This window comes from Salinibacterium sp. ZJ450, from assembly GCF_011751885.2.
Classification (GTDB): Bacteria; Actinomycetota; Actinomycetes; order Actinomycetales; family Microbacteriaceae; genus Ruicaihuangia.
The window spans coordinates 3,191,952-3,217,445 of the sequence record NZ_CP061771.1 but is presented as its reverse complement, the minus strand read 5'-3'; the positions used below and the strand labels follow the sequence as shown (position 1 = coordinate 3,217,445).

Annotated in this window: 24 protein-coding genes and 2 pseudogenes; 15 read left to right on the top strand and 11 right to left on the bottom strand. The window is 64.3% G+C overall.

Annotated features, from left to right (window positions below):
- Window positions 1-24 precede the first annotated feature (24 nt).
- Both HCT51_RS15675 and HCT51_RS18890 read right to left on the bottom strand, forming a co-directional pair.
- On the bottom strand, window positions 25-288 hold the full coding sequence (locus tag HCT51_RS15675) for an alpha/beta fold hydrolase (RefSeq protein ID WP_166875314.1): 264 nt from the start codon (window positions 286-288) through the stop codon (window positions 25-27).
- Window positions 285-452 carry an epoxide hydrolase N-terminal domain-containing protein gene (locus tag HCT51_RS18890; RefSeq protein ID WP_166875317.1) on the bottom strand — a complete coding sequence of 56 codons (168 nt, stop codon included), beginning with the start codon at window positions 450-452 and terminating at the stop codon, window positions 285-287. The genes HCT51_RS15675 and HCT51_RS18890 overlap by 4 nt, the downstream gene beginning before the upstream one ends.
- Before the next feature lie 179 nt (window positions 453-631).
- Here HCT51_RS18890 and HCT51_RS15665 point away from each other — a divergent pair, with 179 nt between their 5' ends.
- The 6 genes from HCT51_RS15665 to HCT51_RS15640 all read left to right on the top strand — a co-directional run bounded on the left by HCT51_RS15665 (window position 632) and on the right by HCT51_RS15640 (window position 7,768).
- On the top strand, window positions 632-1,852 hold the full coding sequence (locus tag HCT51_RS15665) for a cytochrome P450 (protein ID WP_166875320.1): 1,221 nt from the start codon (window positions 632-634) through the stop codon (window positions 1,850-1,852).
- The gene (locus tag HCT51_RS15660) at window positions 1,849-3,093 is read left to right on the top strand and encodes an epoxide hydrolase family protein (protein ID WP_224760534.1); all 1,245 of its coding nucleotides are present in this window, start codon (window positions 1,849-1,851) and stop codon (window positions 3,091-3,093) included. The genes HCT51_RS15665 and HCT51_RS15660 overlap by 4 nt, the downstream gene beginning before the upstream one ends.
- On the top strand, window positions 3,090-4,265 hold the full coding sequence (locus HCT51_RS15655) for an MFS transporter (protein ID WP_166875323.1): 1,176 nt from the start codon (window positions 3,090-3,092) through the stop codon (window positions 4,263-4,265). Before HCT51_RS15660 ends, HCT51_RS15655 begins: the two co-directional genes overlap by 4 nt.
- Window positions 4,262-5,449 (top strand): MFS transporter, encoded by a 1,188-nt coding sequence (locus tag HCT51_RS15650; protein WP_166875328.1) that lies wholly within the window; start codon window positions 4,262-4,264, stop codon window positions 5,447-5,449. Before HCT51_RS15655 ends, HCT51_RS15650 begins: the two co-directional genes overlap by 4 nt.
- Before the next feature lie 199 nt (window positions 5,450-5,648).
- Complete coding sequence (locus HCT51_RS15645; protein ID WP_166875331.1) at window positions 5,649-6,233, top strand: TRAP transporter small permease subunit; 585 nt, start codon at window positions 5,649-5,651, stop codon at window positions 6,231-6,233.
- Window positions 6,230-7,768 carry a TRAP transporter large permease gene (locus HCT51_RS15640; protein ID WP_166875334.1) on the top strand — a complete coding sequence of 513 codons (1,539 nt, stop codon included), beginning with the start codon at window positions 6,230-6,232 and terminating at the stop codon, window positions 7,766-7,768. The genes HCT51_RS15645 and HCT51_RS15640 overlap by 4 nt, the downstream gene beginning before the upstream one ends.
- An 84-nt stretch (window positions 7,769-7,852) precedes the next feature.
- Here HCT51_RS15640 and HCT51_RS15635 read toward each other — a convergent pair whose 3' ends face one another.
- The 3 genes from HCT51_RS15635 to HCT51_RS15625 all read right to left on the bottom strand — a co-directional run bounded on the left by HCT51_RS15635 (window position 7,853) and on the right by HCT51_RS15625 (window position 10,677).
- Window positions 7,853-8,719 (bottom strand): alpha/beta fold hydrolase, encoded by an 867-nt coding sequence (locus HCT51_RS15635; protein ID WP_166875338.1) that lies wholly within the window; start codon window positions 8,717-8,719, stop codon window positions 7,853-7,855.
- Between the two features lie 36 nt (window positions 8,720-8,755).
- Window positions 8,756-9,544 carry an SDR family NAD(P)-dependent oxidoreductase gene (locus HCT51_RS15630; RefSeq protein WP_473964519.1) on the bottom strand — a complete coding sequence of 263 codons (789 nt, stop codon included), beginning with the start codon at window positions 9,542-9,544 and terminating at the stop codon, window positions 8,756-8,758.
- 65 nt (window positions 9,545-9,609) lie between these two features.
- Complete coding sequence (locus HCT51_RS15625) at window positions 9,610-10,677, bottom strand: zinc-dependent alcohol dehydrogenase (RefSeq protein ID WP_166875344.1); 1,068 nt, start codon at window positions 10,675-10,677, stop codon at window positions 9,610-9,612.
- A 172-nt stretch (window positions 10,678-10,849) separates the two neighbouring features.
- Between HCT51_RS15625 and HCT51_RS15620 the strand changes: the two genes are divergently transcribed.
- The 4 genes and pseudogenes from HCT51_RS15620 to HCT51_RS15605 all read left to right on the top strand — a co-directional run bounded on the left by HCT51_RS15620 (window position 10,850) and on the right by HCT51_RS15605 (window position 14,240).
- Window positions 10,850-11,626, top strand: a complete 777-nt coding sequence (locus tag HCT51_RS15620) for an alpha/beta fold hydrolase (protein WP_166875347.1) — start codon at window positions 10,850-10,852, stop codon at window positions 11,624-11,626.
- Window positions 11,627-11,639: 13 nt separating this feature from the next.
- A complete protein-coding gene (locus HCT51_RS15615; RefSeq protein ID WP_166875349.1) occupies window positions 11,640-12,641 on the top strand; it encodes an aldo/keto reductase in 1,002 nt (333 codons plus the stop codon).
- A pseudogene (locus HCT51_RS19035) lies at window positions 12,638-13,478 on the top strand (aldo/keto reductase). The gene HCT51_RS15615 and the pseudogene HCT51_RS19035 overlap by 4 nt, the downstream one beginning before the upstream one ends.
- A 3-nt stretch (window positions 13,479-13,481) precedes the next feature.
- Entirely contained in the window at window positions 13,482-14,240 is a 759-nt protein-coding gene (locus HCT51_RS15605) for an SDR family NAD(P)-dependent oxidoreductase (RefSeq protein ID WP_166875352.1), read from the top strand.
- 26 nt (window positions 14,241-14,266) lie between these two features.
- Here HCT51_RS15605 and HCT51_RS15600 read toward each other — a convergent pair whose 3' ends face one another.
- The 5 genes from HCT51_RS15600 to HCT51_RS15580 form a co-directional block, all read right to left on the bottom strand.
- The gene (locus tag HCT51_RS15600) at window positions 14,267-14,572 is read right to left on the bottom strand and encodes a VOC family protein (protein WP_166875355.1); all 306 of its coding nucleotides are present in this window, start codon (window positions 14,570-14,572) and stop codon (window positions 14,267-14,269) included.
- 155 nt (window positions 14,573-14,727) lie between these two features.
- Complete coding sequence (locus HCT51_RS15595; RefSeq protein WP_166875360.1) at window positions 14,728-15,660, bottom strand: cyclase family protein; 933 nt, start codon at window positions 15,658-15,660, stop codon at window positions 14,728-14,730.
- Between the two features lie 27 nt (window positions 15,661-15,687).
- Window positions 15,688-16,563 (bottom strand): TIGR03619 family F420-dependent LLM class oxidoreductase, encoded by an 876-nt coding sequence (locus tag HCT51_RS15590; protein ID WP_166875363.1) that lies wholly within the window; start codon window positions 16,561-16,563, stop codon window positions 15,688-15,690.
- A gap of 36 nt (window positions 16,564-16,599) precedes the next feature.
- On the bottom strand, window positions 16,600-17,862 hold the full coding sequence (locus HCT51_RS15585; RefSeq protein ID WP_166875367.1) for a cytochrome P450: 1,263 nt from the start codon (window positions 17,860-17,862) through the stop codon (window positions 16,600-16,602).
- A gap of 6 nt (window positions 17,863-17,868) precedes the next feature.
- On the bottom strand, window positions 17,869-18,381 hold the full coding sequence (locus tag HCT51_RS15580; RefSeq protein ID WP_166875370.1) for a nuclear transport factor 2 family protein: 513 nt from the start codon (window positions 18,379-18,381) through the stop codon (window positions 17,869-17,871).
- Window positions 18,382-18,636: 255 nt separating this feature from the next.
- On the opposite strand from HCT51_RS15580, the pseudogene HCT51_RS18795 reads away from it, so the two are divergent.
- The 5 genes and pseudogenes from HCT51_RS18795 to HCT51_RS15545 all read left to right on the top strand — a co-directional run bounded on the left by HCT51_RS18795 (window position 18,637) and on the right by HCT51_RS15545 (window position 24,362).
- Window positions 18,637-19,923 (top strand): annotated as a pseudogene (locus HCT51_RS18795) (alpha-hydroxy acid oxidase).
- A 123-nt stretch (window positions 19,924-20,046) separates the two neighbouring features.
- Window positions 20,047-21,168, top strand: coding sequence for a zinc-dependent alcohol dehydrogenase (locus tag HCT51_RS15560; RefSeq protein ID WP_166875378.1), 1,122 nt, complete (start codon window positions 20,047-20,049; stop codon window positions 21,166-21,168).
- Window positions 21,169-21,206: 38 nt separating this feature from the next.
- Window positions 21,207-22,400: an acyl-CoA dehydrogenase family protein gene (locus tag HCT51_RS15555; protein ID WP_166875382.1), complete on the top strand. Its 1,194-nt coding sequence runs from the start codon at window positions 21,207-21,209 to the stop codon at window positions 22,398-22,400.
- A 140-nt stretch (window positions 22,401-22,540) separates the two neighbouring features.
- On the top strand, window positions 22,541-23,785 hold the full coding sequence (locus HCT51_RS15550) for a type 2 periplasmic-binding domain-containing protein (RefSeq protein WP_166875385.1): 1,245 nt from the start codon (window positions 22,541-22,543) through the stop codon (window positions 23,783-23,785).
- Between the two features lie 82 nt (window positions 23,786-23,867).
- The gene (locus tag HCT51_RS15545; RefSeq protein ID WP_166875390.1) at window positions 23,868-24,362 is read left to right on the top strand and encodes a VOC family protein; all 495 of its coding nucleotides are present in this window, start codon (window positions 23,868-23,870) and stop codon (window positions 24,360-24,362) included.
- A gap of 61 nt (window positions 24,363-24,423) precedes the next feature.
- On the opposite strand, the gene HCT51_RS15540 is transcribed toward HCT51_RS15545, so the two are convergent.
- A complete protein-coding gene (locus HCT51_RS15540) occupies window positions 24,424-25,464 on the bottom strand; it encodes an LLM class flavin-dependent oxidoreductase (protein ID WP_166875395.1) in 1,041 nt (346 codons plus the stop codon).
- Window positions 25,465-25,494: the final 30 nt, after the last annotated feature.

The following is a 25,494-nucleotide window of genomic DNA, read 5'->3' as shown; positions in this document are numbered from 1 at the left end:
GCTCACCGCAGGGTTCGGAAGAAGTCACGCACATCGGCCATGAATGCAATGGCCGAGGTGCCCGACGATGAGGGAGCCGATTTCGCCGCCCGCCGCCGCGAAGCGGTCGTAGCCCAGGGCGCGCATGAGTCCGATCTGAGAGTCGGCGGCGTGCCAGACGTTCCAGTGCCGCACACCAGTCGGACCGGAGAATCCGAACCCGAACCCGGGTAAGGACGGCACGACGACGTCGAACGAATCGGCAGGGTCACCGCCATGCGCCCCCGGGTCGGCGAGCCGCCCGATCACACGTTGGAAGTCCCACGACGTCCGTGACGGTGCTGCCAATGGTCGACGAGTTCGCGCAGGTACTGGGTGGGGAATCCGTAGTCGCCATCGTCGTTGTCCGGGTCACCGGGAAACCGTGTGGCGGCCAGACGCCTGCGCAGGTCGTCGACGTCCTCGCGCGGCACCGAGATCTGGGACCGGACCGCGATCGGGAGTTGGATGGGACAGTGATGACGCCGAGGTGCATGGGGACTCCGAGCTTGATTCAACGTCAGCATTAACCGCTATGATTCAAATCATTCAAGCCGATAATGCTGCCGGCGGGAAACCCATCACAACGCAGTGAATGAGGAGTTGGTGCCGAATGACGACCGAGACCGCAACACCCGACGGTGCGCAGACAGACGCTCCGTGGTTCCCGCAGCTGCGGGACAATCCGTTCCGGCCGCCCGCGGCCTACGAGCAGTGGCGTGAGCAGTCAGCGGTTGGTTCAGCGGAACTCCACAGCGACCAGCGCGCATGGGTTGTCCTCCGCTACGACGAGGTGCGGGAGACACTCGAGCACGCGGACATCTCGGTGGATGCGCAGCATCCGCACTTCCCTCGGGTGCGCAAGGGCGTGACGTCCCGGGCGAACGACACGATGTTGAAGCACATGGATGCGCCGATGCACGGCAAATACCGCCGGATGCTGGCGCGCCAGTTCACCGCGAAGCGCGTGAACGAACTGCAGCCGGAGCTGGAGCGGATCGTCACCGAGGCCCTGGACGGGATACTGGCCAAGGGCGGGCCGGTCGACCTCCACCAGGATTTCAGCCTGGTGGTGCCGACGAAGGTGATCTGTGCACTCCTGGGCGTGGACTACGCGATTAGCGGCGACATCCAGCGGCTGTCGAACATCATCACGTCCGCGGCGACGCAGGCGGACGAACTGGTGGCGGCGGCGCAGGAGATGTACGCGCTCTTGGACGCCGAAATCAACGCACAGTATGAGAACCCCCGGAACGGGCTGATCGGCACTCTGATCGAAGAGTCCCGCAAGGGCGAGATCGAGCACCGTCAGATCCTCGGGCAGACCTTCATGACGATCGTCGCCGGCCATGAGACGACGGCGAACACGATCTCGATGGGAATGCTGCAGCTGTTCGAGTCGCCGGAGATTCGCGAGCGGGTCACGGCTGATGGGTCGCTGATCCCCGGGATGGTCGAGGACATGATCCGGATGCACTCCCTGGTGGACGGCACCCTGTCACGGGTCGCCAGCCAGGACATGGTCATCGGTGGGCAGCAGATCAACGCCGGCGACGGAGTGATCGTCACGATCAGCTCGCCGAACTATGACCCGCGGCGCTGGGAAGACCCATACCAGCTGAACATCGACCGCAACGACCGTGCGCACATCAGCTTCGGGGCAGGCCCGCACATGTGTCTCGGTCAGAATCTCGCCCGCGCGGAGCTCTATCTCGCGTTCGAACAGCTGCTCACCCGCATCCCCACCCTCCGCCTGGCTGACGCGCCCGAGCCGGTCGAGATGCAGAACGACGGGTTCATCTACGGGGTCCGCAGCGTGATGGTCGACTGGTGACGCAGAGCGCCCCGCCGCCGACAGAGTCGCTGCGGGGGATTGACGCGCTCACGCAGGCACCGATCCGGGTTGCCGACGAGGTGCTGGACGACTTGCGTCACCGACTTGCCCACACCCGGTGGCCTGTGGATGCCGGGAACGACGACGAATTCTATGGGGTGAGCCGCAAGCGTCTTGAGCCGCTCGTGGCGTACTGGCGGGACGAGTACGACTGGCGCCGTGCTGAAGCGGAGATCAACCGCTTCGAGCATTACAAGGTCGAAATCGACGGGGTCCCGGTGCACTTCATGCGCCGGGCATCACTGCGGCCGGATGCCATCCCGCTCATCCTCACGCACGGCTGGCCCTGGACATTCTGGCACTGGGCGAAAGTGATGGATCCGCTCGCTAACCCGCCCGCAGGGGAGCCGGCGTTCGATGTCATCGCGCCCTGCTTTCCGGGCTTCGGGTTCTCCACGCCACTACCGAACAACCCTGACATGACGTTCGTCCAGGCCGCGGACCTGTGGCATACACTCATGCGCGACGTTCTCGGCCACGATCGGTATGCCGTCGCGGCGAGCGACTTCGGTTCGCTCGTCTCAGCGCAACTCGCACACAAATACGAAGACGAAGTGATCGCGCTGCACCTGGGGCTGCCGATACCGCTTACCGCGTTCCAAGGTGATCGCGCGTGGGATGTCACCGGCGGTGCGACGCCGCCCCCGGACGCCCCCGACGAGGTCCGTGCGGGAGCTTGGGGCATCGCTCGCAAGTTTGCGATGCACGTGGCCGCTCACATGTTCAGTTCGAGCACGCTCTCCTTCGGGTTCTCCGATTCGCCCGTCGGGCTGCTGGCCTACCTTCTCGAGAAATGGGGCAGGTGGAGCGACTGCGACGGCGAGATCGAGAACGTCTTCTCGCGGGACGACATCCTCACTCACGCGATGATCTTCTGGGTCAATGACGCGATCGGAACCTCGATGCGCACCTACGCGAATACAAACCGCTACCCGTGGACGCCTTCTCACGATCGAACGCCGCAAGTCGGCGTGCCAACGGGCATCACGTTCGCCGGCTTCGAGAACCCCCCGGGGGTGACCACCGAGCAGCGAGTCGCGCACTACCAAGGCCTGCCGAGGGCTGCCTGGTTCAACACCACGAACCTCCGTGCCCATGAGCGCGGCGGCCACTTCATTCCGTGGGAGATTCCGGATGACTGGGTGGCCGACCTGCGCGAGACCTTGCGGCATCGCACGTGAACATCCGCATTTTCTTCCTCGCCCTCGGGATGGTCGCCTCCGGGATGAATTCGCTGCTCATCGCCGGACTGCTGCCGCAGATCGCACGGAGTCTCGACGTATCGGAAGCTGCGGTCGGCATTAGCGTGTCTGTGCTCGCGGTCACCTACGCGTTGACCGCGCCTTTCATCCCAATCGTCTTCTCGAGATTCAGCCGACGAGCAATACTGATGGTCGCGATGGTGGTCTTCCTCGTCGGAGTGCTTCTTTCTGCTTTCGCGTGGGACATCTGGAGTTTCTACGCGGCCAGGGCGATTGTCGGGCTGGGCGCCGCCGCGTATTCCGCACAGGCGATAGCTGCGGCGATCGAGATCTCGGAACCGGGCCGTAAGGGGGCCGCTGCCGCGTGGGTCGGCATGGGCTTCGCGGTATCGATGGCGCTCGGGGTTCCCGTCGGCACGCTGCTGGGCGACGCTTTCGGCTATCGCATCGCGTTTCTGTTGACCGCTCTCGTCGCAGCCGTCGCCCTCATCGGGCTCACGACGGTGCGGGTCGCCCTCCGCGCGGATCGGCCTACGCTTCGGCAGCAGTTCCAACCGCTCGCCTCGCCCGCGGTCCTCGCCGTTCTCATGTTCACTCTGTTCTACGCAGTGTCGTTCTTCATCGTGCTCACCTACCTGCATCCGATCCTGGGATCAGCCGCCGGTGCTGAGGGAAAAATGGTTGCCGTCGCGCTGGCAGTTTTCGGCGTCGGCAATATCGTGTCCATGGGCATCGGTGGACGGCTGATCGACCGCTTCGGCGGACTCGCCGTCATCATCGTCTGCCTTCTCGTCATGAGCGTCGCTATTCCACTCCTGGGGGCGCCGATCGGCACCGTTGGTGCTTTCATGGCGATTGCTGCGTTCGGGCTGACCGGATCTCTCGTCGGACCGGCGACCAACGTCCTGCTCGGCCCCATGCATCCCCACAACCCCGCGACGCTGGTTGGGGCGAACATGTCAGCGGTCCAACTCGGCGCCGCGGTCGGCGGCGCCGCAGGTGCAGTCATCCTGACAAGCCACGGGGCGAGCTGGATCGCCTTCGCCGCGGGGCCACCCGCGCTGCTGGCAGCGGGTATCTGTTGGGGCATTGTGCTGGTGCGGCGGGCTCAAAGATCTCAAGACACGGCGACAACGGGAGCGGTCGCGTGAACTGGCGCCTGGTCTTTGTGCTGTTCGCAGTTTTTGCTGTGGGCACGAACGCCCTCATCATGGCGGGGATCGTTCCCGCCATCGCCACAGGGTTGAACACGAGCGAAGCGATTGCCGGGCTCGGGCTGACCGTGTTCGCTCTGACTTACGCGGTGGTCGGACCCACGCTTCCGATCATCCTGTCGCGGTTCGGCCGGCGGACGATCATGGCCGGAGGCCTCATCCTGTTCATCGGCGGCACCGTCCTGTCGGGACTCGCCCCCGACGTCTCGATCTTCATGCTGTCTCGAGTGATCGTCGGCGTCGCTGCGGCGGCCATCCCGCCGCAAGCGGCGGCGATTGCCATTGCGATCTCGCCGCCCGGACGAGAGGGCCGGGCGTTGGGTCTCCTGTCTGCCGGCATCCTGCTGTCGATAGCATTGGGGGTGCCGCTCGGTTCTCTGCTGGGAATCTGGCTCGGCTACTCCGGCGCGTTCCTCTTCCTTGCCTCGCTCGGCATCGTCGGCCTCATCGGGTTGTTTTTCATCCCGCCGACGCCGAAACCGGCGAAGGCGACCATCGCCGAACAGTTTGCGCCCTTCCGCCGCCCGGCCGTGCTCGTGCTCGGACTGTGCGCGTTCTTATTCGCCTGGTGCCAGTATTCGATCACCACGTTCTTCGCCCCCCTGGTGAAGGACTCGGCGGGGATCTCGGATGTCGAGGTTCCGATCCTGCTCGTGATCTACGGGCTAACCGGCGTGGTCGCCGCCCTCTTTGGCGGAAGACTGATCGATCGGTTCAGCGGATACGCTGTCGCGATCGGCGGGTTCATCGCGATCACCATCACGACGCCGCTGTTCTCTGTGGCATCGAGTTTTCTGATCGCCGCGATCGTCGTCGTCGTGTGGAGCCTCGCCCAGAACGTGACATTTCCCGCCGCGCAGGTTGAGATGGGCCGACTCCACCCGGCGAACCCGGCGACGGCGTTCGCGCTGTTCGCCGCCCTCGTGCAGGCAGGCGGCGCGATCGGCGCCGCCGTCAGCGCCGGGGTTTTGGAGGCGCTCGGACCGCGCTGGATAGCGCCTGTCGCAGCGGTCGCGACACTGATCGGCACGATCGTGATCAGCCTCCTCGCCCGCCGCCTGCGCCGCCAAAACGAGGCCCAAAGCATCCTTGTTGAAGCGACCGTAGACGAAGCGAGCTAAACTAACAAGGATTAATAGCACAGGCTTGTTCTGTGTTATCGTCGCTCCGGCAACCAAAGCCGTACCCGTGCCGAGAGCCATCAACAAAGGGGTTGACTATGACGGACTCTGAGTCCTATCCGATTGCGGATGCCGCAGCCTTTATCAAGGGAGGCTGCTGATGACGACAGTGGATGACACGACTGAGCGCCTTCCGTGGTTGAAGTGGATCGACCGCTTCAATACTCTGTTGGCCGTGTTGGGTGGCATCGCCACGGTGGGGCTCATGATCAACATCGTCCTCGACGTGCTCGGGCGATTTTTCTTCAACCGCCCGCTGCCGGGCACGCTCGACCTCACGCAATTTGCGTGGATGCCGTCGCTCGTCTCGCTCGGGCTGGGTTACGCCCTACTTCGCGGTGAGCACATCCGGGTCAACCTCCTCACGGCTCCGACCGGTGAGCGTACGCAGCGGATCATCGAGATCGTGTCGATGGTGTTCACGCTGGGAACCGTGGCGCTCTTCATCTGGTTCGGCAGCGAGAAGGCTGTCGAGGCAATGAACTTCGGAGAAAAGGCCGTCGGCACGCCCTGGCTTGAGATTTGGCCATATCGCTGGATCATCGTGGTTGGCATGCTCGGGCTCCTGCTCCAGGCCATCGCAGTCTTGCTGAGGGCGATCACCGTGGAGAAATTCATCCCGGTAGATGAAGACGAGGCTGCTGCGGCCATCGAGGCTGAGGTAACCGTATTCGATGGCCTTAAGGACGAGGCCATCGCAACTGGGAAAGTGGAGAACCGATGAGCACGTCATTGCGCGAAGCGCCCCAACCGCCCCGGATCAAGACGCCGCTCGAGATCAAGGAGGCGCTGACCGCCCAGCGGTTCACGATCGGCCTCATTGTCACGGCGGTCATTACCGTCCTGCTCACCCTGTACTTGTTTGTATTCCCGTCCAGCAAGCTCATCGTCGGGTTCGTGATCATCCTGCTGATGATGGCGTTAATGCTGTTCAAGATTCCGATCGGCGTGGCAATGTCCGCCGCCGCGATTCTCGGACTTTTCGTCCTGGTCGGACCGCGAGCGGTGGAAGGGACGTTAAAGGAAGTGGTCTTCCACTCTTTCGCCTCGTGGTCGCTCAGCGTCATCCCGATGTTCGTTCTCATGGGTGTCGCTCTGGGAAAGAGCGGGCTGATGAGTGGCGCCTACGACGCCGCCCGCAAGTGGCTTAGTCGACTCCCCGGCGGACTAGCGATCGCAACCAACTTCGCCGGTGCAGGCATGGCGGCAACCAGCGGCAGCACGATCGGCATCACCTACGCAGTCGGTCGAGTCTCGATCCCCGAAATGATTCGCTCGGGGTATCGACCCAGTCTCGCCATGGGAGCGACGGGCATGGCCGGAACTCTGGGCCAGGTCATCCCGCCCAGCGTCCTCCTGGTGATCTACGCCGGCGTCGCAGAGACTCCCGTCGGTCCCCAGCTGCTCGCCGGCGTCCTCCCGGGACTCGCTCTCGCCGTCCTCTTCACCATCGTCATCATTCTGTGGGCGTCGTTCAGCCCGAGTTCCGCACCGCGCGGCATCAGCTACTCCTGGAAAGCGCGGTTCGCTTCGCTCATCCATGTGGTGCCGATGCTCATCATCGTCGTGGTCGTTCTGGGCGGAATCTACTTCGGTATCTTCACCGCGACGGAGGCCGGCGCATACGGCGCACTGGTCACCCTCATCCTCGGCCTGAGCGTGGTAATCGCCCGGTCAAGGAAGACCCTCAAGACCGGCGCCACAACGATTCCGACCCGCAAGGTGGTTGGGACCTATTTCTCCAGCACGATGATGGAGACGGTGTCTGCTGTCGCCGCGGTCATGCTCCTCCTCGTCGGCGTAAACCTGCTCACCCGCGTCATGGCGCTGAGCGGCCTGGCGAAGTGGGTCGCGGACGGGGTCATCGCCCTCGGTTTGACTCAGCTCGGCTTCCTGCTGCTGCTCATCCCGGTATACCTCGTGCTTGGATTCTTCCTCGACACTCTGGCGATGATGCTGCTCACCATCCCGGTGTTCATGGGGCCACTGGTGGCACTGGATGTCGACCTGATCTGGTTCGGTGTGTTCCTGATCGTTCTCGCGGAGATCGATCTGGTGGCACCACCGCTCGGTGTGTTGAACTTCGTCGTTCTGGCGATAGCGCAATCCAGCACCAAGGGCATGGGATTGAAGCTCAAGATCACCGACGTGTTCAAGGGTGTGATGCCGTTTATCGCAGCGTGCATCGTGTTCCTGGTGGTTCTCATCGCCTGGCCGGATCTCGCGCTGTGGCTACCTGGGATGTCAGCAGCCAAGTAGCTCTCAGGCGGTGCCGCCGCATCCCGTTTCCTCGTCCGCGTTGCGGACGCGAGGGGACGGGATGCGTGCGTTAACGGCGCCGCATCAGCCACCTCTCAGTGCGTCCCGCAGTGACACGATCGCTGCAGCCAGCTCACCCGGGCGGTCCTCGAGCGACACCGCGGCGTCCGGAGGCAATTCGATCACGAGCTCAGCCAACGCAGCGAGTTCCGCGGCGAGTTTCGACGCCTGACGCCCGATCTGCGCGTCCTCCTTCGCGGTGGCGAACTCGAGTATCGCCAGCGGCACGGCCAGCGAGCGCAGCGCGCCTTCCAAGTCATAGGCGGTCACTGCGCGGTAGAAATGTCGACGGTAGCGGATCGCCTGCAACCGGTCGATCGCCTCGTCTATTGCCTGTCCCGCGGGCTTGTCCGGCGCGAACACGGTGGCCGCGCGGGCCTGCTCCATCCACTGAGAGGCCGAACTAGCCTTATCGTCGGTGCTGAGCAGGGCTTTCACGGACGGGTGCTTTCCGAGAGTCGTGCCGCGTCCGTCATTGGACAGAACGATGCTGTGCGTGAGGCCCGCGAAGATGAAGCCGGCGATGGCCTCGGGGTGTGCCGCCGCGATCGCCGCACCCAACTTGTTGCCGCCGTTCATCCCGTAGAGGGTGTAGAGAGGACCCGCCGTTGCAATCGCAGCCTGGTGGAGGGTCTCGGCGAGTTCGGGAATCGTGCGGGGCTCGTCAGGGAGAAACGATTCGCCTGTGCCCGGAGGATCGAGCGCAACCACTTTGCAATGGCGGGACAGGACCAGGGCCAGTTCGCGATACATCCGCGACGAACGACCCCCGTGCGGCAGCAGCACGAGCGGGTTGCCTTCCCCCGCGGTCAGGAAGTGGATCTGGCCGTCGGCGGTGTCCGTGAAGCCGTGCCGCAGCGCGGTGTGCGCCCTCAGACTCTCCGCCTCCATGGAGCGTCGCTCCTTAACTCTTAACGGGCACTCGGATCAGCGGGGAACGACGAAGCCGCCGTTCGGTCGGAAAGTCTGCCCGGTGACGAACTTTGCTTCATCGGAGACGAGATAGATGATGAGCCAGGCAACGTCCTCTGGCTCACCGACCATATGCAGCGGCGAATACGAACGGTAGGTCTCAAGCTGCTCTTCCCATTCGCTGGATAGCTCGCCGCTGGGCAGGGTGTGGTTTCGGCGGATCATCGGAGTGTCGATGTATCCCGGCGCGACCACGTTCGCCCGAACCCCGTCACGGCCAAGCGCCAGCGCCAGCGAGCGGGTCAACTCGACCACCGCGGCTTTCGATGCCACATAGGCAAGCTGGGCAGGTAGAGGCCGGTCCAACCCGCCGGTGGCGAGGTTGACGATGCTGCCGCGGCGGCCGATCAGGTGCTTGGTCGCAGCCCGGCACACGTTGAGCGTGCCGAAGTAGTTCACTTCCATTACCTTTCGTACGGCATCGGTGTTGATGTCGTACGGATCGATGTCAATGAAGATGCCGGCGGAGTTGATGACCGCGTCGATCCCGCCGAATTCTGCCGCCGTGGCATCGAGCGCCCGCTCGACCGAGGCTGCGTCGGTCACGTCGAGTGGCATCGCGTGCACTGTGCCCGTCAGGTTGAGAGCGTTGACACGCCTGATCTCGGCGTCGAGACCTTCCGGGGAGAGGTCGGCAGCGATGACCGTTGCGCCTTCGCGTGCGAAAACCTCAGCGATGCCCGCACCGATTCCGCTTGCGGCTCCGGTGACGAAGATCACCCGTTCTGCGACGTTGAAAGCCATACTCTCTCTCTCTCTCTCTCTCTCTCTCTCTCTCTCTCCTCCGGTCGTTCGTCCCCGCAACTGGTTCAGGCGCGCGGGTCGAGCGCGACCTTGATGGGCCGTTCCTCGGTCTGGTAAGCGGCGGTTCGGATCGCGCCCGCGACGTCGTCCAGGGGAAATACGTGGGTGATCCAGTCGCCGACATCCACTCCACGATCGCGGAGTTCGCGCGCCTTCTCGAATGCAGTCTCCACCGTGTTCGGATGCGAGATCCGGCCTTTCACCGTGACCTCCTTCCACATGAGCAGCCGCCAGTCGAAAGGCTGTATCGAGGGGTTGGGAGACGCGGAACTCACCACCGTTCCGAGGGCGCGGACCACGTGCATGGCGAGTGATTTCCCGGCCGGTGAGCCCGATACTTCGATTACGGCATCGACGGGGCCGTGCTGAGCCACGATGTCGGCGGCCGTTTGAACAATTGCATCGGGGTCGCTATCGCGAGTAGTGACGAATGTGGTCGCACCGAATCCTTCTGCCAGCTTCAGACGCTCGGAGTCTGCCTCGAGGCCGATCAAGGTGGCACGCCGACCCGTCGCAATTGCGGCGAGGGCGCAGCTGAGTCCCTGCGGGCCCGGTCCGATCACGGCGATGTGTCCGCCAGCGGCTACATCAGTGGCCTCCGCCCAGCGGATACCGTTGGCGAAGGGTGAGCAGGCGATGAGCGCAGTGCGGTCAGAGAGATCATCCGGCACCGGGTACACGACGGCCTCGGGCGGGACGAACGTGTGGGTAGAGTAGCCGCCCCATAGGTGCGGGGCATCCTTCGCCGACAGGGTACCGTAGCCGTTCTTCAGCCCCCGTCGCTCGCACAGGTAGTACTGGCCGCGGTTGCAGGTGTGACACCCCTCGGCGCATGGCCAGCGGGCTTCAACCACGACCCTGTCGCCCACGGCCAAGCCGCGACGTGCTGAGGCAGCGTTTCCGATCTGGGCGACTCTGCCGATGATCTCATCGCCGAAGATCACCGGCACACGATCGTTCACATAGTCGAACGCGCCGCGGTACATGGCGAGTTCCGAACCGTCCACGCCGCACATGATGACTTCGAGCAGCAGGTCATCGTCGCCGATCTTGGGGATTGGGTAATCCTCCAAGCTCATACTTTCGGGGCCACGATAAGTCGCGGCCTGTGCGAACGACGCTGAGCTCGACATCGCGGATGATCCTTACTATTCGATCGGCATTGATCCTGAGCGGGATTGTCATGATCGTAGCAGTGTGGTTCAGTGTCATTACAATCCCAACAAGGTTTATAGGAGATCGAAGATGCCCGCCCTGAACCTCTACGCGAACGACCCGGACGGCCGAGCCGATGGGCCGCTCGTAATACTCGGACCCGCCCTCGGAGCGCCCGCCTCGATGTGGGACAAAGTGGCCGGGCTGCTGGCGACGGACTACCGGACACAGACTTTCGAGCACTTCGGTTTCAACGGCGCACCGGTGCTCCACGAACCGTTCTCGATCAGTGACATCGCTGATGCCGTCGTGCGACTAATCGACGACGCCGGCGTGGACAAGGCTTTCTACGCGGGGGACTCGATCAGCGGCGCGGTGGCCCTCGAACTCGCTCGCCGGCATCCTGACCGCGTCAGCGCGGTTGCCTCCGTGTGCAGTGTGGCGCGAAGGATAGGAGACCCGAGCATGGCGCCGCTGGCTGCGACGGTGCGAGCAGAAGGAACGGCGGCGCGAGCCGGAGACATCGGCGACCGCTGGTTTGCGCCGGGGTCACAGGAGACACACTCCGCCGAGATCGCGTCCCTTGTGGAGATTCTCTCGGGCGCCGACGATGAGACCTACGCTCGCTACCTCGACGCCCTCGACGCCCACGATGTCGGTGATCACCTCGACGAGATCACGGTGCCGGTGCTCGCGGTCTGGAGCGAGTTCGACACCGGTGACGGGCATGGCAAGATGCGGCTGATTGCCGAGAACGTGCAGCGGGGAACCCTGGTTGGGATCGATGGAGCGGGTCACACGCCTCCGCTGGAACAGCCGGAGGCCGTCGCGGCGGCGCTCCGGTCGCACTTCAACGCCGGGGCGTGAATCCATGCCCGCAATGGAGTATCGGTCTCTGGGTCGGAGCGGGCTGCAGGTGTCGCGGCTGTGCGTCGGAACGATGATGTTCGGGGGCGCGACGGATAGGGCGACGGCACATCGCATCATCGCGAGCGCCCGCGATGAGGGTGTCAACTTCATCGACACCGCCGACGTCTACAACGCCGGCGAATCGGAGGTCGTGACGGGAGCGGCCATCCGGGACGATCGCGACGACTGGGTGCTCGCGACGAAGCTCGGCAGCCCTATGGGGCCGGGGCCCAACGATCGGGGACAGTCGCGCAAGTGGATCATGGCCTCGGTCGAGTCGAGCCTGCGCAGGCTTGGGACCGACTACATCGACATCCTGTACCTGCATCGGAGTTTCGACGACGCTGCGCTGCCAGAAGCAGTGCGAGCGCTGGGAGATCTGATCCGCCAGGGGAAGCTCAGGTACTTCGGAGTATCGAACTTCTCGGGGTGGAGGGTCGGGCTGGCGTGCCAGCTCGCGGATCAGTTCGGTCTGGATCGTCCCGTGGCGAGCCAGCCGGTGTACAGCGTGGTCGAGCGGAGCGCGGAGCGTGAGGTGATCCCGGCATCCGTGCACTACGGCGTTGGCGTGGTCAGTTACAGTCCGCTCGCGCGCGGGGTGCTGACCGGGAAGTACCAGCCGGGAACAGTTCCCGATCCGGTGAGCAGAGTGGGTCGAGGTGACCCACGCATCCTCCAGACCGAATGGCGGGAAGACTCGCTCGCCATCGCGGAGCAGCTCGCGCGCCACGCGGCAGGCAAAGACGTGAAGCTCGCAGACTTTGCGCTCGGCTGGGTACTGGCGAATCGCGCGATCACCTCTGTGATTGCTGGACCACGCACTTTTGAGCAGTGGGAGGCGTACCTGGCCTCCGTCCAAACGCGAATTCACGGCGACGACGAAATGGTTGTCGACGAACTCGTATCGCCCGGGCATCCGTCCACACCCGGCTACAACGACCCCGCCTACCCTGTGGAAGGACGCCTCGCATGACCCGGCTGGCTCCTGTGCTGGAGATGAATGACGGGGCGCCGATCCCGCAGCTGGGTCTGGGCGTGATGTACATCCCCGACGAGGAGCTTCCCGACGTGGTTGCTGACGCCGTGCGGCTAGGGTTTCGACACTTCGACACCGCGACGCATTACGGCAACGAGGCGAGCATAGGGGAGGGGATGCGGCGGCTCGAGCTGCCGCGCGAGGAGCTGCTCGTGGCAACGAAGCTTCCGAACGCCGCCGATGGGTATGACTCGGCGTTGCGCGCGTTTGATCGGAGCGAGCAGGCGCTCGGCAGCATCGATCTCTACCTGCTGCACTGGCCGCAGCCCCCGAAGGGGAAGTACCGCGAGACGTGGCACGCGATGGTCAGGCTGCGAGACGAGGGGCGAGTCCGCTCGATCGGCGTGTGTAACTTCCCGGTGGCGCTGCTCGACGAGCTCATCGAGGATACCGGGGTTACTCCGGTGGTCAACCAAATCGAACTGCACCCCGCCTACCCGCAGCCGGACATGCGGGCCGCGAACGCCGCCCGCGGCATCCTCACCGAGAGCTGGAGCCCGCTGGAGCACGGGCGCGATCAAGCACCCGACCATCACGGCGATCGCCCAAAGCCACGAATCCTCACCGGCGGCCGTGGTTCTGCGCTGGCACCTCGACCTTGGGCTCGTGGTGATTCCCAAGGCGGCCTCTCCCGCGCAGCTGGCGTCGAACTTCGCCGCGCTCGATTTGAGACTGACCGCCGAAGATCACGCCGCGCTCGCCGAGCTCGCGCGAGTTGACGGCGGCTTCGGGCCTGACCCGATGGTCCACACCACCGAACAAGGAGCTGAGTAGATAATGTCCTCGAACATCAAGACCGCGCTGGTGACCGGGGCATCCGGCGGCATCGGGCGCGAGATCGCGCTGCGACTCGCTGCCGACGGCCATCTCGTCATCGCGCACTATGGGCGGGACGCAGAGAGCGCGGCGAAGACCGTGCGGCAGATCCAGGATGCAGGGGGCGAGGCGCTCACCCTCGGAGCCGAGCTCACGAGCGTCGCCGCCATCGGCGAACTGTTCGGGAAGATTGACGACGCGCTGTCGGACCGGGGGCTCGCGAAGCTCGACGTGCTCGTGAACAACGCCGGAACGAGTGCGCCTGGCGGAATGGACACGATAGACGAAGTCGCGTTCGACCGCGTCTTCGACACGAACACGAAGGGGATGTTCTTCGTGACCAAGCACGCCGTCGACCGACTGTGTCATGGCGGCAGGATCATCAACATCTCCTCGATGGTGTCGCGCGCCGCCTACCCGGGCTCCATCGCCTACGGCATGAGCAAGGCAGCCGTCAACTCTCTGACGCTTTCGCTGGCGGCCGGGCTCGGTCATCGAGGAATCAGCGTCAACGCGGTCGCGCCCGGCGCGACCGACACCGAGTTCATCGGTGCCGTGAAGACCAACCCCGCCCGGCTGGCGGCGATTCTCGACGGGACGGCCCTGGGGCGCTTGGGCCACCCGCGCGACATTGCCGGAGTGGTCGCCTTCCTCGCATCGGACGACGGGGCATGGATCACCGGGCAGGTCATCGAGGCGAGCGGGGGCATGCACCTCTGACCTGCGTAAGCCGTCGCGCACTACTTCTACGGGTGCCGTTCGATGAACTCGACCACGATTCCATCCATGAGGCCCTCGTAGTAGGCGTAACGCCCGTTCCCCGCGGGTAGCGGCGCACCGACCACGAGGCGAGGGCTACTGCCTCGCTCCGTCGCGCGGGCAACGTGCTCATCGATCGAATCGACGAGGTACGCCACGTGATGGACGCTCGCCTGCCCGCCGTGCGCGGCGAGGTGATCGTGATACGGCGACGGGCCATCGCCCGTCGGTTGGATCAGTTCAACGCGGATGTTCCCCGAATCGTAGAAGGCGACGTCGGCGGAGTACGACACTGTGCTGCCGCGATACTCGATTCCGCGACCTCCAGCGGGAAGTGCCGGTAGAAGTTGAGATCGCCGAGGAACGCGCCGTTGACATTCCGAGTCTCGTCGAAGTCGTCTGGCTCCACGCGGCATCCTTTCGTCTGGGGTTATGGCTCAGCCAGCCGTTAGAAGATCGCCACCGGGTTCACCGGCGACCCGGTGCCACCGCTGATGGCCAAGGGCGTGATTGTAGTGAAGAAGCTCCAGCGAGATCGCTCGCGGCACGCAACTGCGAGGGCATCGAGAGCGGCGTTGTCGAGCAGCGGCATCCCCATGTACACGATTGCGCCGACATGGACCGGCACCCTTTCGGCCCCGGTCTGTCGCGGCAGCGCGTCGTTCGCGCCATCCGAACCGAGCACCGCGATGCCCCGCTCGTGCAGCCACGGCAGGCACGAGGCATCGAGACCGGCGAGGTGCAGCGCGCCATCCACGAAGTCGCTGCCGTTGGCTGCACGACGAGCGGAGCGGCCGACGTAGACGAATAGGGCGTCGCCTTCACGGATGTCGGTGCCCTGCGCGGCGAGAGCGGCATCGAGTTCGTTCGGCATAACGGGGGAGAGGGGTTCGATGAAAGCGGTGCCACGCAGCGCGGGTATGTCGAGCAGCACACCCCTGGTGGCGATGCCGTTGCGGAAGACGTCGATCGCATTCGCCTCCGCGCCGGTGGAGCGCACAAGCCCCGCCGGGCGGTCGTTGTACATGCGCCCGTCGTAGAACACGTGGCACAGTGCGTCGAAGTGGCTGGTGTGGACCCCGTGGTAGTCAATCCCGACGAAGTCTGTTGCGGAGGCGTATCCCTTGCCAGCGTCCTCGCCGTCCTTGAGCATCACGTGTCGCGTCGGCGGCTCGGCGGATGCCAGGGAACCCGACAGGTCGATCGACCCGAAGCCGACGGTGACGCCCTCCCTGATCTCCGCGGCTGCGCGCGCGGTCACTTCTGGGGTGATGAGGTTGACGGTCCCGCGCTCGTCGTCGGCACCCCATCGGCCCCAATTGGATACCGCCTCGAAGACCGCAGGTAGCTCTTCATCCGTCATCAGTTGTGTGTCCAACATCCTCATGCCTCTCTGTTCATTGTGGGCTCACGCCTTTATCACGCGTTCGGCGAAGTTTTCGATCCACCTGCGCTTGTCTTCCATCGATACGTACGGCTCGCCGAGCATGTGCTCGAACGGTCCGAACTTCGCGGCGGTGACGCCGACGTCTTCCGCACGGCGGAAGTCGTCGCGCCCGGGCAGCGATCCGTCGGGATTGCGCTTCAAACCCGCGAAGACTTCGAACCGCTCGTGATCGCGACCGGCTTCTCGACGCGCCTCGTCGATGATCGCGATGGAGGCGGCCAGCTCCTCCACGGTCCCCGGGGCAGCCATCCACCCGTCACCGATCCGGCCCGCGCGCCGAAGCGCCTGAGGAACGAAGGCGCCGACATAGATGGGTAGTGGATGCTCGGGTCGCGGCACGTTGTGCGTCGGCGGAAAGTCGAAAAAGCGGCCGCGGTGCTCGACCGGTCCGGGTCCCCACAGCTTTCTGAGGATCTCGATCATCTCCACCGTGCGGGGTGCCCGCGTCGAAAAGTCCACACCGGCCACGTCGTACTCCTCTTTCATCCAGCCGAGGCCGACGCCCAGGGCGAAGCGGCCCCCGCTGATGCGGGACGCGGTGGCGCACGACTTCGCAATGATGACGGGATTCGTTCGGTTCGCCAGTACGAGCACACCGGGCGCGAACCGCAGCCGGGTAGTCGCCTGGAGCACCGCCCCAGCCGTTACGAAAACGTCGGAGAACGAATAATCCCAAGGCATCGAACCTCGCTCATGAGGATCCTTGTCAGCAGAACGCGCCGGCATCAGCCAGTGGTCGCCCTCCATGATCCCGGCAAAGCCGCATTCCTCTGCGAGAATCGCGAGTTCGACGATGTCTTCGGGCAGCGTGTTCACGCACTGCAGCCAGTACTCCAAAGCTGTGCCTCCTTGGGCAAGAATGCGAACCGCCGGCTAGCGAGCGCCGACGGGAACGAGTGCCGGCGAGTAGCGCACCGGCATCTGCAGGAACCCGACCGAGCTGTAGTCGGGCAGCCACTCGGGTTCGCCGACCGGCTCCATGTCCGGGAACCTCTCCACGACCTTTTGGAAGATCGCGGCGAGCTCGAGACGCACCAGGTTGCGCCCAAGGCACTGGTGGATTCCCTCCCCGAAGCCGAGGTGTGGATTCGGGTTGCGGCGGATGTCGAAGCGATCCGGGTCGGTGAAGACCCGCTCGTCGCGATTGGCGGATGTCGCCGACGCGATGACCCAGTCCCCGGCACGGATGTCTCGCCCGCGGAACTCGAAGTCGCGCGCCGCAACACGGAATCGGGTCCGTGATGGCGTGACCCAGCGCATGACCTCCTCGACCGCCGAGAACGCAAGACTCGGGTCGTCGCGCAGGAGCTGCGCCTGGTCGGGATTGGTCAGGAAGGCATACATTCCCACGGCGGTCGTGTTGCGGGTGGTGTCGAGCCCGCCGCCGATCATGATGGTGAAGTAGCTGCGCAGCTCGTGCACAGTCAGTGGGTCATCGTCGACCCTGACCTGGGTGAGCACGCTCGCGAAGTCGTCACGAGGATTCTCGCGGCGATCCATGGCGAGTCGTTCGCAGTAGTCGAGCAACTCGTTGTGACCTTTGCGCGATGTCAGATACAGGTCGCCATCGATCGTCAGGGTCGGATCCCCAGGTGAAAGCCAGCGCCACGCCGACCGCTGTAGATGATCCCAATCCTCCTCAGGTACGCCGAGCAGTCTGAGGATCACTCGGGCCGGAAGTTCCGAGGCGATGTCGTCGACCAGATCGCACTCGCCGCGTTCGGCGACATCATCGAGCAGTTCGTCGACGATGCGATCGATGTCGCCCTTCATCTTGCGAACCGCCGGAACGCTGAAGTGCTTGTTCACCGGCTTTCGATACAGGTCGTGGATGGGTGGATCGTTGCGCGCCATACTGACGTCGAAGCCCATTTCGTAGCGCTCTTCGGGTGTGTAGCGCTTCGGCGTTTTGGGAATCCTGCCGTCCCAGCGCGACGAGAAGTTCTCGTGGTCCAGTAGGTAGTCGCGGACGTTCTCGTAGCCCGTAACGAACCAGAAGTCGTGCCCGTAGGTGGGCGCATGCGTCCAGTGCACGGGATCCTCGGCGCTGAATCTCTTCAGAACTTCGAAGTCTTCGCGCGTCTTGTACCAATCGGGATCGAGGATCTTGTCGTCGTAGTCTGCGAGTTCACTCATGGCTGGTCAGCTCCCGGCCGCGACAAGCTCTTGGCCCAAGGCGCGACCGCGCTCGAGCATGGTCGCATCACCGCGCTCCCACGTGACGTTGAGATTCACCCGCGTGAGCTTCCAGCCTTCCGGCGTGCGCACCAGGTCGTCGACGTAGTAGCCGCCGAGCGTGTATTCGATATCCGGCTTACCCGGCATGAAGTGGATCGCCTGCATGTACATGATGCAGGTCGCCGTATCACCGTCAATCGTGATCCGCGGGTTTGTCATCTGATGCTGAGTCGTCGCGAGCCCCGTGAATAGGTCGCGTCGCCCTTCGACCCATTCATCGGCGGTCATCGAAACCCACGCCTGCCCGAGGCCCGTGAATGCGGCCTCCACGGCGGGGCGGAACTTCACCTGCAGCTCATCGGTGAAGATCGAGCGCCAGAGTGCCCAGTCCTTCGTGTCGAGACCGGTGGCGTAGTCGTAGACCACACGCTCGATCTCGGAGCGGTCCAGAAGCAGCTGCAGGCGATCGTCAGTCATCGTTGACCTTTCGTGAGGGACACCGGGTGGCGCATCTTGCAGCCGATGTTACTAACATTAAGAGGTTAGCGGGAGCCTTCCGCTACTCTGACCGAGACGTGACGGCGTGGAACGAGGTGGTGGGATGCTGCCTACTCTCGCCGACTATGAGGCCGAAGCCACCCTGATTCTCGCTCCTGAGGTCGCAGCGTTCGTCGCCGAGGGTGCCGGCTCGTCCCGGGCGGTGCGCCGAAACCTCGAGGCGTTCAGCTCATTTTGCTCTCCCCGCGGAGGTTCGTCGATGTCGCGCGTATATCGACCGCGACCACTGTTCTCGGGCGCGAAGTCTCCTGCCCTGTGCTGATCGCTCCGACCGGGCTGCAACAGCTCGCCCATCCAGACGGCGAGCTCGCGACTGCTCGGGCCGCCGCACGTGTCGGCACGGTTGCGCCCGCCGCAGTACTGGCGACGTATCCGGTCGAACGCATCGTGCAAACAGCGGATGCAGCGCCCGTCTAATTTCAGCTCCACGACTACGGGCGCGAGCATGTCGATACACTCGCCGCCCGTGCAGAGGCGGCGGGCTGCGCCGCGATCTGCGTCACGGTCGACGTGCCGCGTCGAACGAGGATGCGCGAGCACGACCGCCGCAACGACTTCCGCCCGACCAGCAGGGTGACGCTTGCACACTTCGACGGGAGCGCACCCGACGTGCGTCCACTGCTGCTCCCGACGGTGGAGCGCATCTGCGCCGCGACCTCGCTGCCCGTGGTCGTCAAGGGTATTCTTCGCGCCGAAGACGCCGAGCTCGCTGTCGAGACCGGGGCGGCGGGCATCGTCGTCTCGAACCATGGTGGTCGGGAGTCCGGGTCTGCGCCGGCAGGGATTGATGTGCTGCCCGAGATCGTGGATGGGGTTGCCGAGCGGTCCGAGGTGTATCTCGATGGCGGTGTGCGCACGGGTGACGACGTCGCCAAGGCCCTGGCGCTCGGTGCCCGCGCCGTGCTCATCGGCCGTCCGTCATGGTGGGGGCTTGCCGTCGCGGGTGAAGACGGGGTGGCGGATGTGTTCGAGATCCTGCGTGAAGAACTCGTCGAAACCCTGGCGCAGGTCATCGAAGACACCTTCGTCCCTGTTCGCCGACGCGAGCGAGGCCACCATCCAATTGTACGAGGTCATTCGGCGCGAAGAACGATCCGCCTGTATGCGATAGAGGCCTCCACGCTACCGTCGCTACCCACACGCTGGATGCACGGATCGATCGGCCGTGCACCGCGGGTGCCATCTGGGCGCAGGAAACCGTCCGGGGCCGGCGCGAGACCCATCCCGCCGTTATTGCAGACCAGGAGCGCGCCGTCTGCGGTTATCGCCAGGCCGTTCGGACCACCGCCCACGTCGGCAAACGCCTCGATCGACCCGTCGGGGTCGCGGCGCATGATGAGACCTTCGCCGATGTTGGTGAAGAGGACGGCGCCGTCGGTGAGTGCGACCGGACCCTCGATGAATCCGAGGCCGCTCGCCAACTCGGTTACGGTTTGGGGCAGTCTTGCCAATCAATCTTGAGGAGCGCTATGAGTGCGAGGCCACAGTCATGCGAGTACCAACGCCGGAGTTTCATCTATTAAATCATTGAAAGGTGAAGCCGTATAGTATTGATGCGTCGTTCGATCTCATTGAGGAGTAAGTATGGCCAGCACCGCTACAGCGCTCGTTCAGACGGGACCGAAGGAGCAGCACTTCGAAGAGATCCCGTTTCCGACGCTGCCACCCGGCGCTGCGCTGCTGCGGGTAGAAGCCAACGGGATCTGCGGCAGCGACGTCGAGTCCTTCCTCGGCGAGGACAGAATCGTTCCTGCAGACCGGAAGTACCCGCGGATCAATGGACACGAGATTGTCGGCGTGATCGAAGACATGGGTCCGAAGACCAAGCACCGCGAAGGTTTGAACATCGGCGACCGGGTCGCAGTGAACCCGGTGATCGCGTGCGGCAAATGCGGACCGTGCACCGATGGTCGAATGCACATGTGCGCTGCCGGCCGATTCCCGGTCCCCGTGTACGGGTTCATCCCGACGACTGTGACGCCGGGGCTGTGGGGTGGCTACAGCACGCACGTCTACCTCGATCCGGAGACCATCGTCTATCCGTTCCCCGCTGACTTCGATCCTTTGAGTGCGACGCTGTGGAATCCGCTCGGCGGTGCCGTGCAGTGGTCGCTGATGACCCCTGGTCACAGTGTCGGTCAATCGGTCGTCGTTCTCGGCAGTGGGCAACGCGGGCTGGCGATCGTCGCCGCGCAACGCGCCGCCGGTTCCGGGCTCATCGTCGCGACGGGCCTCAGCCGAGACCAACACAAGCTGGACCTTGCGGTTGAGTTCGGCGCCGACGCGGTTGTGGATGTCGAGAAACAGGATCCGGTGGAAGCGGTGCTCGAGCTCACCGGAGGGCAGGGTGTCGATTTGGTGATCGATACCGTGCCGAAGATCACCTCCACGACGCTGCAGGGGGTCCAGATGCTCAAAGCAGGGGGCACTCTCGTCAACATCGGGGTGAAGGAGGCGACCGTCGATGGCTTCCCGATCGGTCGCATCACCTCGAAGAACATTCGTGTGATCGGGGCGGCGAACTCCAGCATTGCCGCCTACCGGACGGCTGCCGACATGCTGATTTCCGGCCGGGTGAAGTTGGACAAGATGCGCACCCACGTGTTCGGCTTCGACCGATTCGAGGAAGCACTCGACACCCTTGAAGCGAAGATCCCCGGGGTCAAGAGTGTGAACGTAGTTGTCACCCCGACGTTCACTCCGTAAATAAAGAAATGCATACGCAAGCGAATGCGAAGGAAACTATGACCATCATCAGCGAGTCGATCGACAACCCCACAGCTCTCTCATCCTCGGATTACGTCGTGCGTGCCCGGGCGATAGCTCCAATCATTGAGGAGCATTCCGCAGCAGGTGAGGCTGCCGGAGCGATGCCCGAGGCAACGATTCAGGCGCTGAAAGAGGCCGGGCTGTTCTGGATGCTCGTCGACCCCGAGCTCGGCGGCGGCGGAGTATCGGCAGATGTCGCGCTGGAGGTGTTCGAGGTCATCGCGGAGGCAGACGGTTCCACAGGGTGGGCTCTCATGGCCGCAGCGGTGTCGACCTGGAACACGTCGCTGTACTACCCCGGTTTCCGACAGCTCTTCTTGGACGGCCGAAAGCCGATTTCCTGCGGAACCATTGCTCCGCTGGGCACCGCGGTGAAGGTCGATGGCGGCCTCCTCGTCAACACGCCCCCGGTGCCGTTCGGCAGCGGAATGGACGCGTCCGACTGGGTTGGCACAACCGTCCGGATCTTGGACGAGGACGGCAACCCGGTCCTCCGTGAGAACGGGACCCCGCTGACACGCGCGATCCGCGCCCCCAAGTCCGAGACGATCGTCTACGGCGACTGGGATGTGATGGGCATGGCTGCCACCGGCAGCTACAGCTACGGCTGGAACGACTACTTCGTTCCGGATGACTTCACGTTCGATTCGGCCCCTCTGGTGGCGGCACCCGGCAAGGACTACAACGGTAAAACCCTTGACCTGCTCTCCTCGAGCGTGATCGGTCACGGTGGGGTTGTGCTCGGCCTCATGCGACGGGCGTTGCACGAGGTCGCGCGCGCTGTCGACGGCAAGAAGCGGATGGCGTACTCCGTGCCCGTCGACGAATACCCGGTGTTCCGGAAAGAGTTCGCCGAGGCAGATGCAAAGTTCTGGTCGGTCCGCGACTACTTCTACCGAGTGGTGCGCGAGGGCATCGCGTCGACGGCCGAGTCACAGTCGCTGACTTCGGAGCAGATGGCCCGTGTCCGGCAGGCGACCACACACGTCCACACGGTCGCGACTGAGGTGATCATGTTCGCGAGCCTGTGGGGAGGCACTCAGACGATCCGCAACCCCAGTTTCCTCGGCCGCGCCGTGCGGGACATGGTCGTCGCCCGTAACCACGCCCTGATCGATATCGTCACGCTCGATAACGCAGCCGATCCGATCATCGACTCCTGGAAGTAGTGCGAGGGCGAGTTACGCGACGCGGTCGCGTGCCGGCGGTCAACTCGGTGGTTTGTCGCGCTATTGTAATCATTGATAGGTTATCAAACTAACGACCTTGTTGAGCTCTTCAACGGTCGTCACGAAGGAGTGATTCGGTCATGCAACAAAAAATCCCCATGCGCGCCGCAGTGATGGCTGCCAGCGTCGCCCTGGCACTCGGGCTCGCCGCCTGTTCGCCGGCTGGCGGTGCTGAGCGGGAAACCGACCCCTCCGCTGAGGCGGACTGGGACTCGCTGGAGCCGCTGGAATTCCGCATGGCCACCTTCGGTGGTGAGGAGAACCTCCACTCGCAGCCGCTGAACGCGCTCGCAGAGACGATGGAGGAGGTCTCGGGCGGCAAGCTGACCTTCGAGATCTTCTATGGCGGCGCGCTTGTGCCCTCCACGGAGCAGGGCACCGCGATTTCCAACGGAATCACCGACATGGGAACTTTCTTCCCGGCCTATACGGCATCCGAGTACCCCGCCGACGAGTGGGCGTCACCGCTGGCGTTCACGCCGGATGACTCCCCGGTGGTGGGGAGCCTCCAGGCCATCGGGACGACGCTCGACTGGGCGTACCAAACCCCCGAGTACCTCGAGGACATCACATCGAAGGGGATCACGCCGCTCCTTCCACGCATCCAGACGTCGCACGCGTACAACCTCCTCTGCAAGGACGAGGTGACGACGCTGGCCGATGTGCAGGGAAAGCGCATCCGGATCGGCGGCCCGACGCACACTGCGGAGGTTGAGGCGCTCGGCGGCGTCCCGGTGGCGCTGCCCAACACCGAAGTCTTCGAGGGCCTTCAGCGCGGCGTCATCGACTGCACGGTTGCCACCCTCACCGACATCGTCAACGTGGGTCTTGCGGAAGTAGCGGACAACTTCACCTTCGTTCCCTTCAGCGGCTGGTCCTCCAACGTCTTCGGCGTCAACACCGACGTGTGGGAAGGCCTGCCGGACTTCGTCCGCGAGGCATTCCTTGACGACGGACTCTCCGCCTACCTCGAGGCCTTCGTGCAGGCTGAGATGGCCGCGAACGTGGAGGTCGCCCAGATGGAGGAGTTGACCTTCCTCACACCGAGCGATGAGATCGTCGACGTGCTCGACGGGTACCACGAAGCGGTGCTCGAGTCGCGCCGGTCGGCAACGGGAACTCCGCTTGCAGACCCGGACACCTCCCTCGACCTCTACCTGGAGACCAGCGAGAAGTGGCTCGGGTTGGTCCAGGATGCCGGTTACGACGGAGCGCCGGCGAACTGGAACGAGTACGTCGCGGCCCACGACGGCGAATTGCCCGACTTCGGCCCGTGGCTCGAGCTGGTGCTCAACGATGTCGTGAAGGCCAACCACGGATCTTGACGAAAGACGATGACGGCGGGCCTACGGCTCTGGGGCGGTGGGCCCGCCTCGTTCGGTCAGATCTGGAGAGAAGTGAGAGACGATGACGATCGACGTGGAACGCATCGAGGTGCTGGGCGCGAACGTGAGCAACCTCGCGAGTGCACGGGAGTTGTTCACGAAGCTGTTCGGATTGAGATTCGAAAGTGTCGTCTTGGGGGCTCCCGACGACATCTCGTCGGAGCGACTACCGTTGCGCAGTGGGAATTTGCATCCGGATCCGCAGTCCGTCCAGGGCCGGCCGACGCCTCTGGCGATCGACACTGCGGGTCTGTTCGAGCTGATCGAGGCGCCGACACCTGACCAGGCTGACCAGATGCGGAACATCCACTTCAAGGTCGCCGATATCGAAGCTGCGACTGAGGAGATGATGGCGAACGGCATCCGTGTCGTCGACAATCTCCGGTGTGGGAACCTTCGAGAGGTGATCTTCGAACCGGAAGATCTTTTCGGGATTCGTCTGTGCTTCGTGCAGTACGAAGAGCCGAGCATCATCGAGGCGATGCTCGCGAACCAGGAGTCATCGAGGACTCCGTAGGGAGGCTGCTCGGAACCTGTGAGGTCGGTATGCGCCGTCCTACCCAACGATCCGCTCTTGCCTAGCCTCCCTTGCGGAGTGGTTCGGTGACGCCGTCTCGCCAGCGGTCGAAGAAGTCGACGAGGTCTGGCAGAACGTAGGCACCCCAGAGGCGTGTGACGTCGGCGCCGACCAGTGAGTCGAGGCGAGCGCGGATGTCGGCGGGCGTGCCGAAAACCCCGAACTGCTCCGCGAGGTGGTCGCGCAGACCGAGCTCGTCGATGAGCCGGGCGTTCGGGTTGTCTGCGGCCGCTCCGGCATGCTGAACGTAGGAGTACCTGCTCGCGAGCTCGGCGAACCGAGAGCGAAGCGAGTCCGGGATGATCGTTCTGGCAGCTGACTTCGCCAGGAGGTTGCCGCCGACTGCGAGCGCTGAACCCACCTCGCGCGCCCCGTCATCGGCGGTGGGCGCGAGGTTCAGGTACGAGAGGTACCAGACTTCGACGCTCGCAGGATCTCGACCAGCCTGACGTGCCCCCTCGGCGATCTGCTCGGCAGCGTACTCACGGGCCAGTGGGCCCATTCCGAGCCCGACCACCACGGCATCGGCCACCCGGCCGCCCAGCCGCAGCATCTTCGGGCCGTGCGCCGAGACCACGATCGGGATCGAACCCCCGGTCCACCACTCGAGAACGAGCGTGCTGCCTCGGTAGGTGGCGCTCCCCGTCGAGTGCAGGGAACGGACAGCGAGGATGTACTCCTCGAGATCGGCGAGCGTCGCCGGCTTTCCGCCGAGGTTGTGGACCGCGCTGTCGCCGGTGCCGATGCCGAAGACCGCGCGACCGCCGGAGTACTCGTGCAGCGTGGCCATCGCCGAGGCGGCGACCGCGGGGTGCCGTGTCGCGGGATTCGTCACTCCCGGCCCGAACTCGACCCGAGACGTGCTTGACGCGATCAGCGTCAGGGCGGTGTACAACTCGCGGTGCGTCGACTGCATGTCGCCAACGCGGAGCGCGCGGAACCCGGCGCGCTCGGCCGACTGCGCGAGTGCGGGGATGCGTTCGAGCGCGAATGCCGGGAAGTTGATGCTGAGGTCGACGGGAGCGGGGCGGGGTGAATCCATGCCGAACTTTCTCCATTGATCATTGAAGTG

Excerpts from the sequence above, each read along its gene's own strand:
- HCT51_RS15580 (WP_166875370.1), bottom strand. The coding sequence starts at position 18,381 with ATGACTGACGATCGCCTGCAGCTGCTTCTGGACCGCTCCGAGATCGAG.
- HCT51_RS15555 (WP_166875382.1), top strand. The coding sequence starts at position 21,207 with ATGACCATCATCAGCGAGTCGATCGACAACCCCACAGCTCTCTCATCC.
- HCT51_RS15605 (WP_166875352.1), top strand. The coding sequence starts at position 13,482 with ATGTCCTCGAACATCAAGACCGCGCTGGTGACCGGGGCATCCGGCGGC.
- HCT51_RS15640 (WP_166875334.1), top strand. The coding sequence starts at position 6,230 with ATGAGCACGTCATTGCGCGAAGCGCCCCAACCGCCCCGGATCAAGACG.
- HCT51_RS15635 (WP_166875338.1), bottom strand. The coding sequence starts at position 8,719 with ATGGAGGCGGAGAGTCTGAGGGCGCACACCGCGCTGCGGCACGGCTTC.
- HCT51_RS15615 (WP_166875349.1), top strand. The coding sequence starts at position 11,640 with ATGGAGTATCGGTCTCTGGGTCGGAGCGGGCTGCAGGTGTCGCGGCTG.
- HCT51_RS15560 (WP_166875378.1), top strand. The coding sequence starts at position 20,047 with ATGGCCAGCACCGCTACAGCGCTCGTTCAGACGGGACCGAAGGAGCAG.
- HCT51_RS15620 (WP_166875347.1), top strand. The coding sequence starts at position 10,850 with ATGCCCGCCCTGAACCTCTACGCGAACGACCCGGACGGCCGAGCCGAT.
- HCT51_RS15540 (WP_166875395.1), bottom strand. The coding sequence starts at position 25,464 with ATGGATTCACCCCGCCCCGCTCCCGTCGACCTCAGCATCAACTTCCCG.
- HCT51_RS15630 (WP_473964519.1), bottom strand. The coding sequence starts at position 9,544 with ATGGCTTTCAACGTCGCAGAACGGGTGATCTTCGTCACCGGAGCCGCA.
- HCT51_RS15550 (WP_166875385.1), top strand. The coding sequence starts at position 22,541 with ATGCAACAAAAAATCCCCATGCGCGCCGCAGTGATGGCTGCCAGCGTC.
- HCT51_RS15545 (WP_166875390.1), top strand. The coding sequence starts at position 23,868 with ATGACGATCGACGTGGAACGCATCGAGGTGCTGGGCGCGAACGTGAGC.
- HCT51_RS15665 (WP_166875320.1), top strand. The coding sequence starts at position 632 with ATGACGACCGAGACCGCAACACCCGACGGTGCGCAGACAGACGCTCCG.
- HCT51_RS15585 (WP_166875367.1), bottom strand. The coding sequence starts at position 17,862 with ATGAGTGAACTCGCAGACTACGACGACAAGATCCTCGATCCCGATTGG.
- HCT51_RS15595 (WP_166875360.1), bottom strand. The coding sequence starts at position 15,660 with ATGTTGGACACACAACTGATGACGGATGAAGAGCTACCTGCGGTCTTC.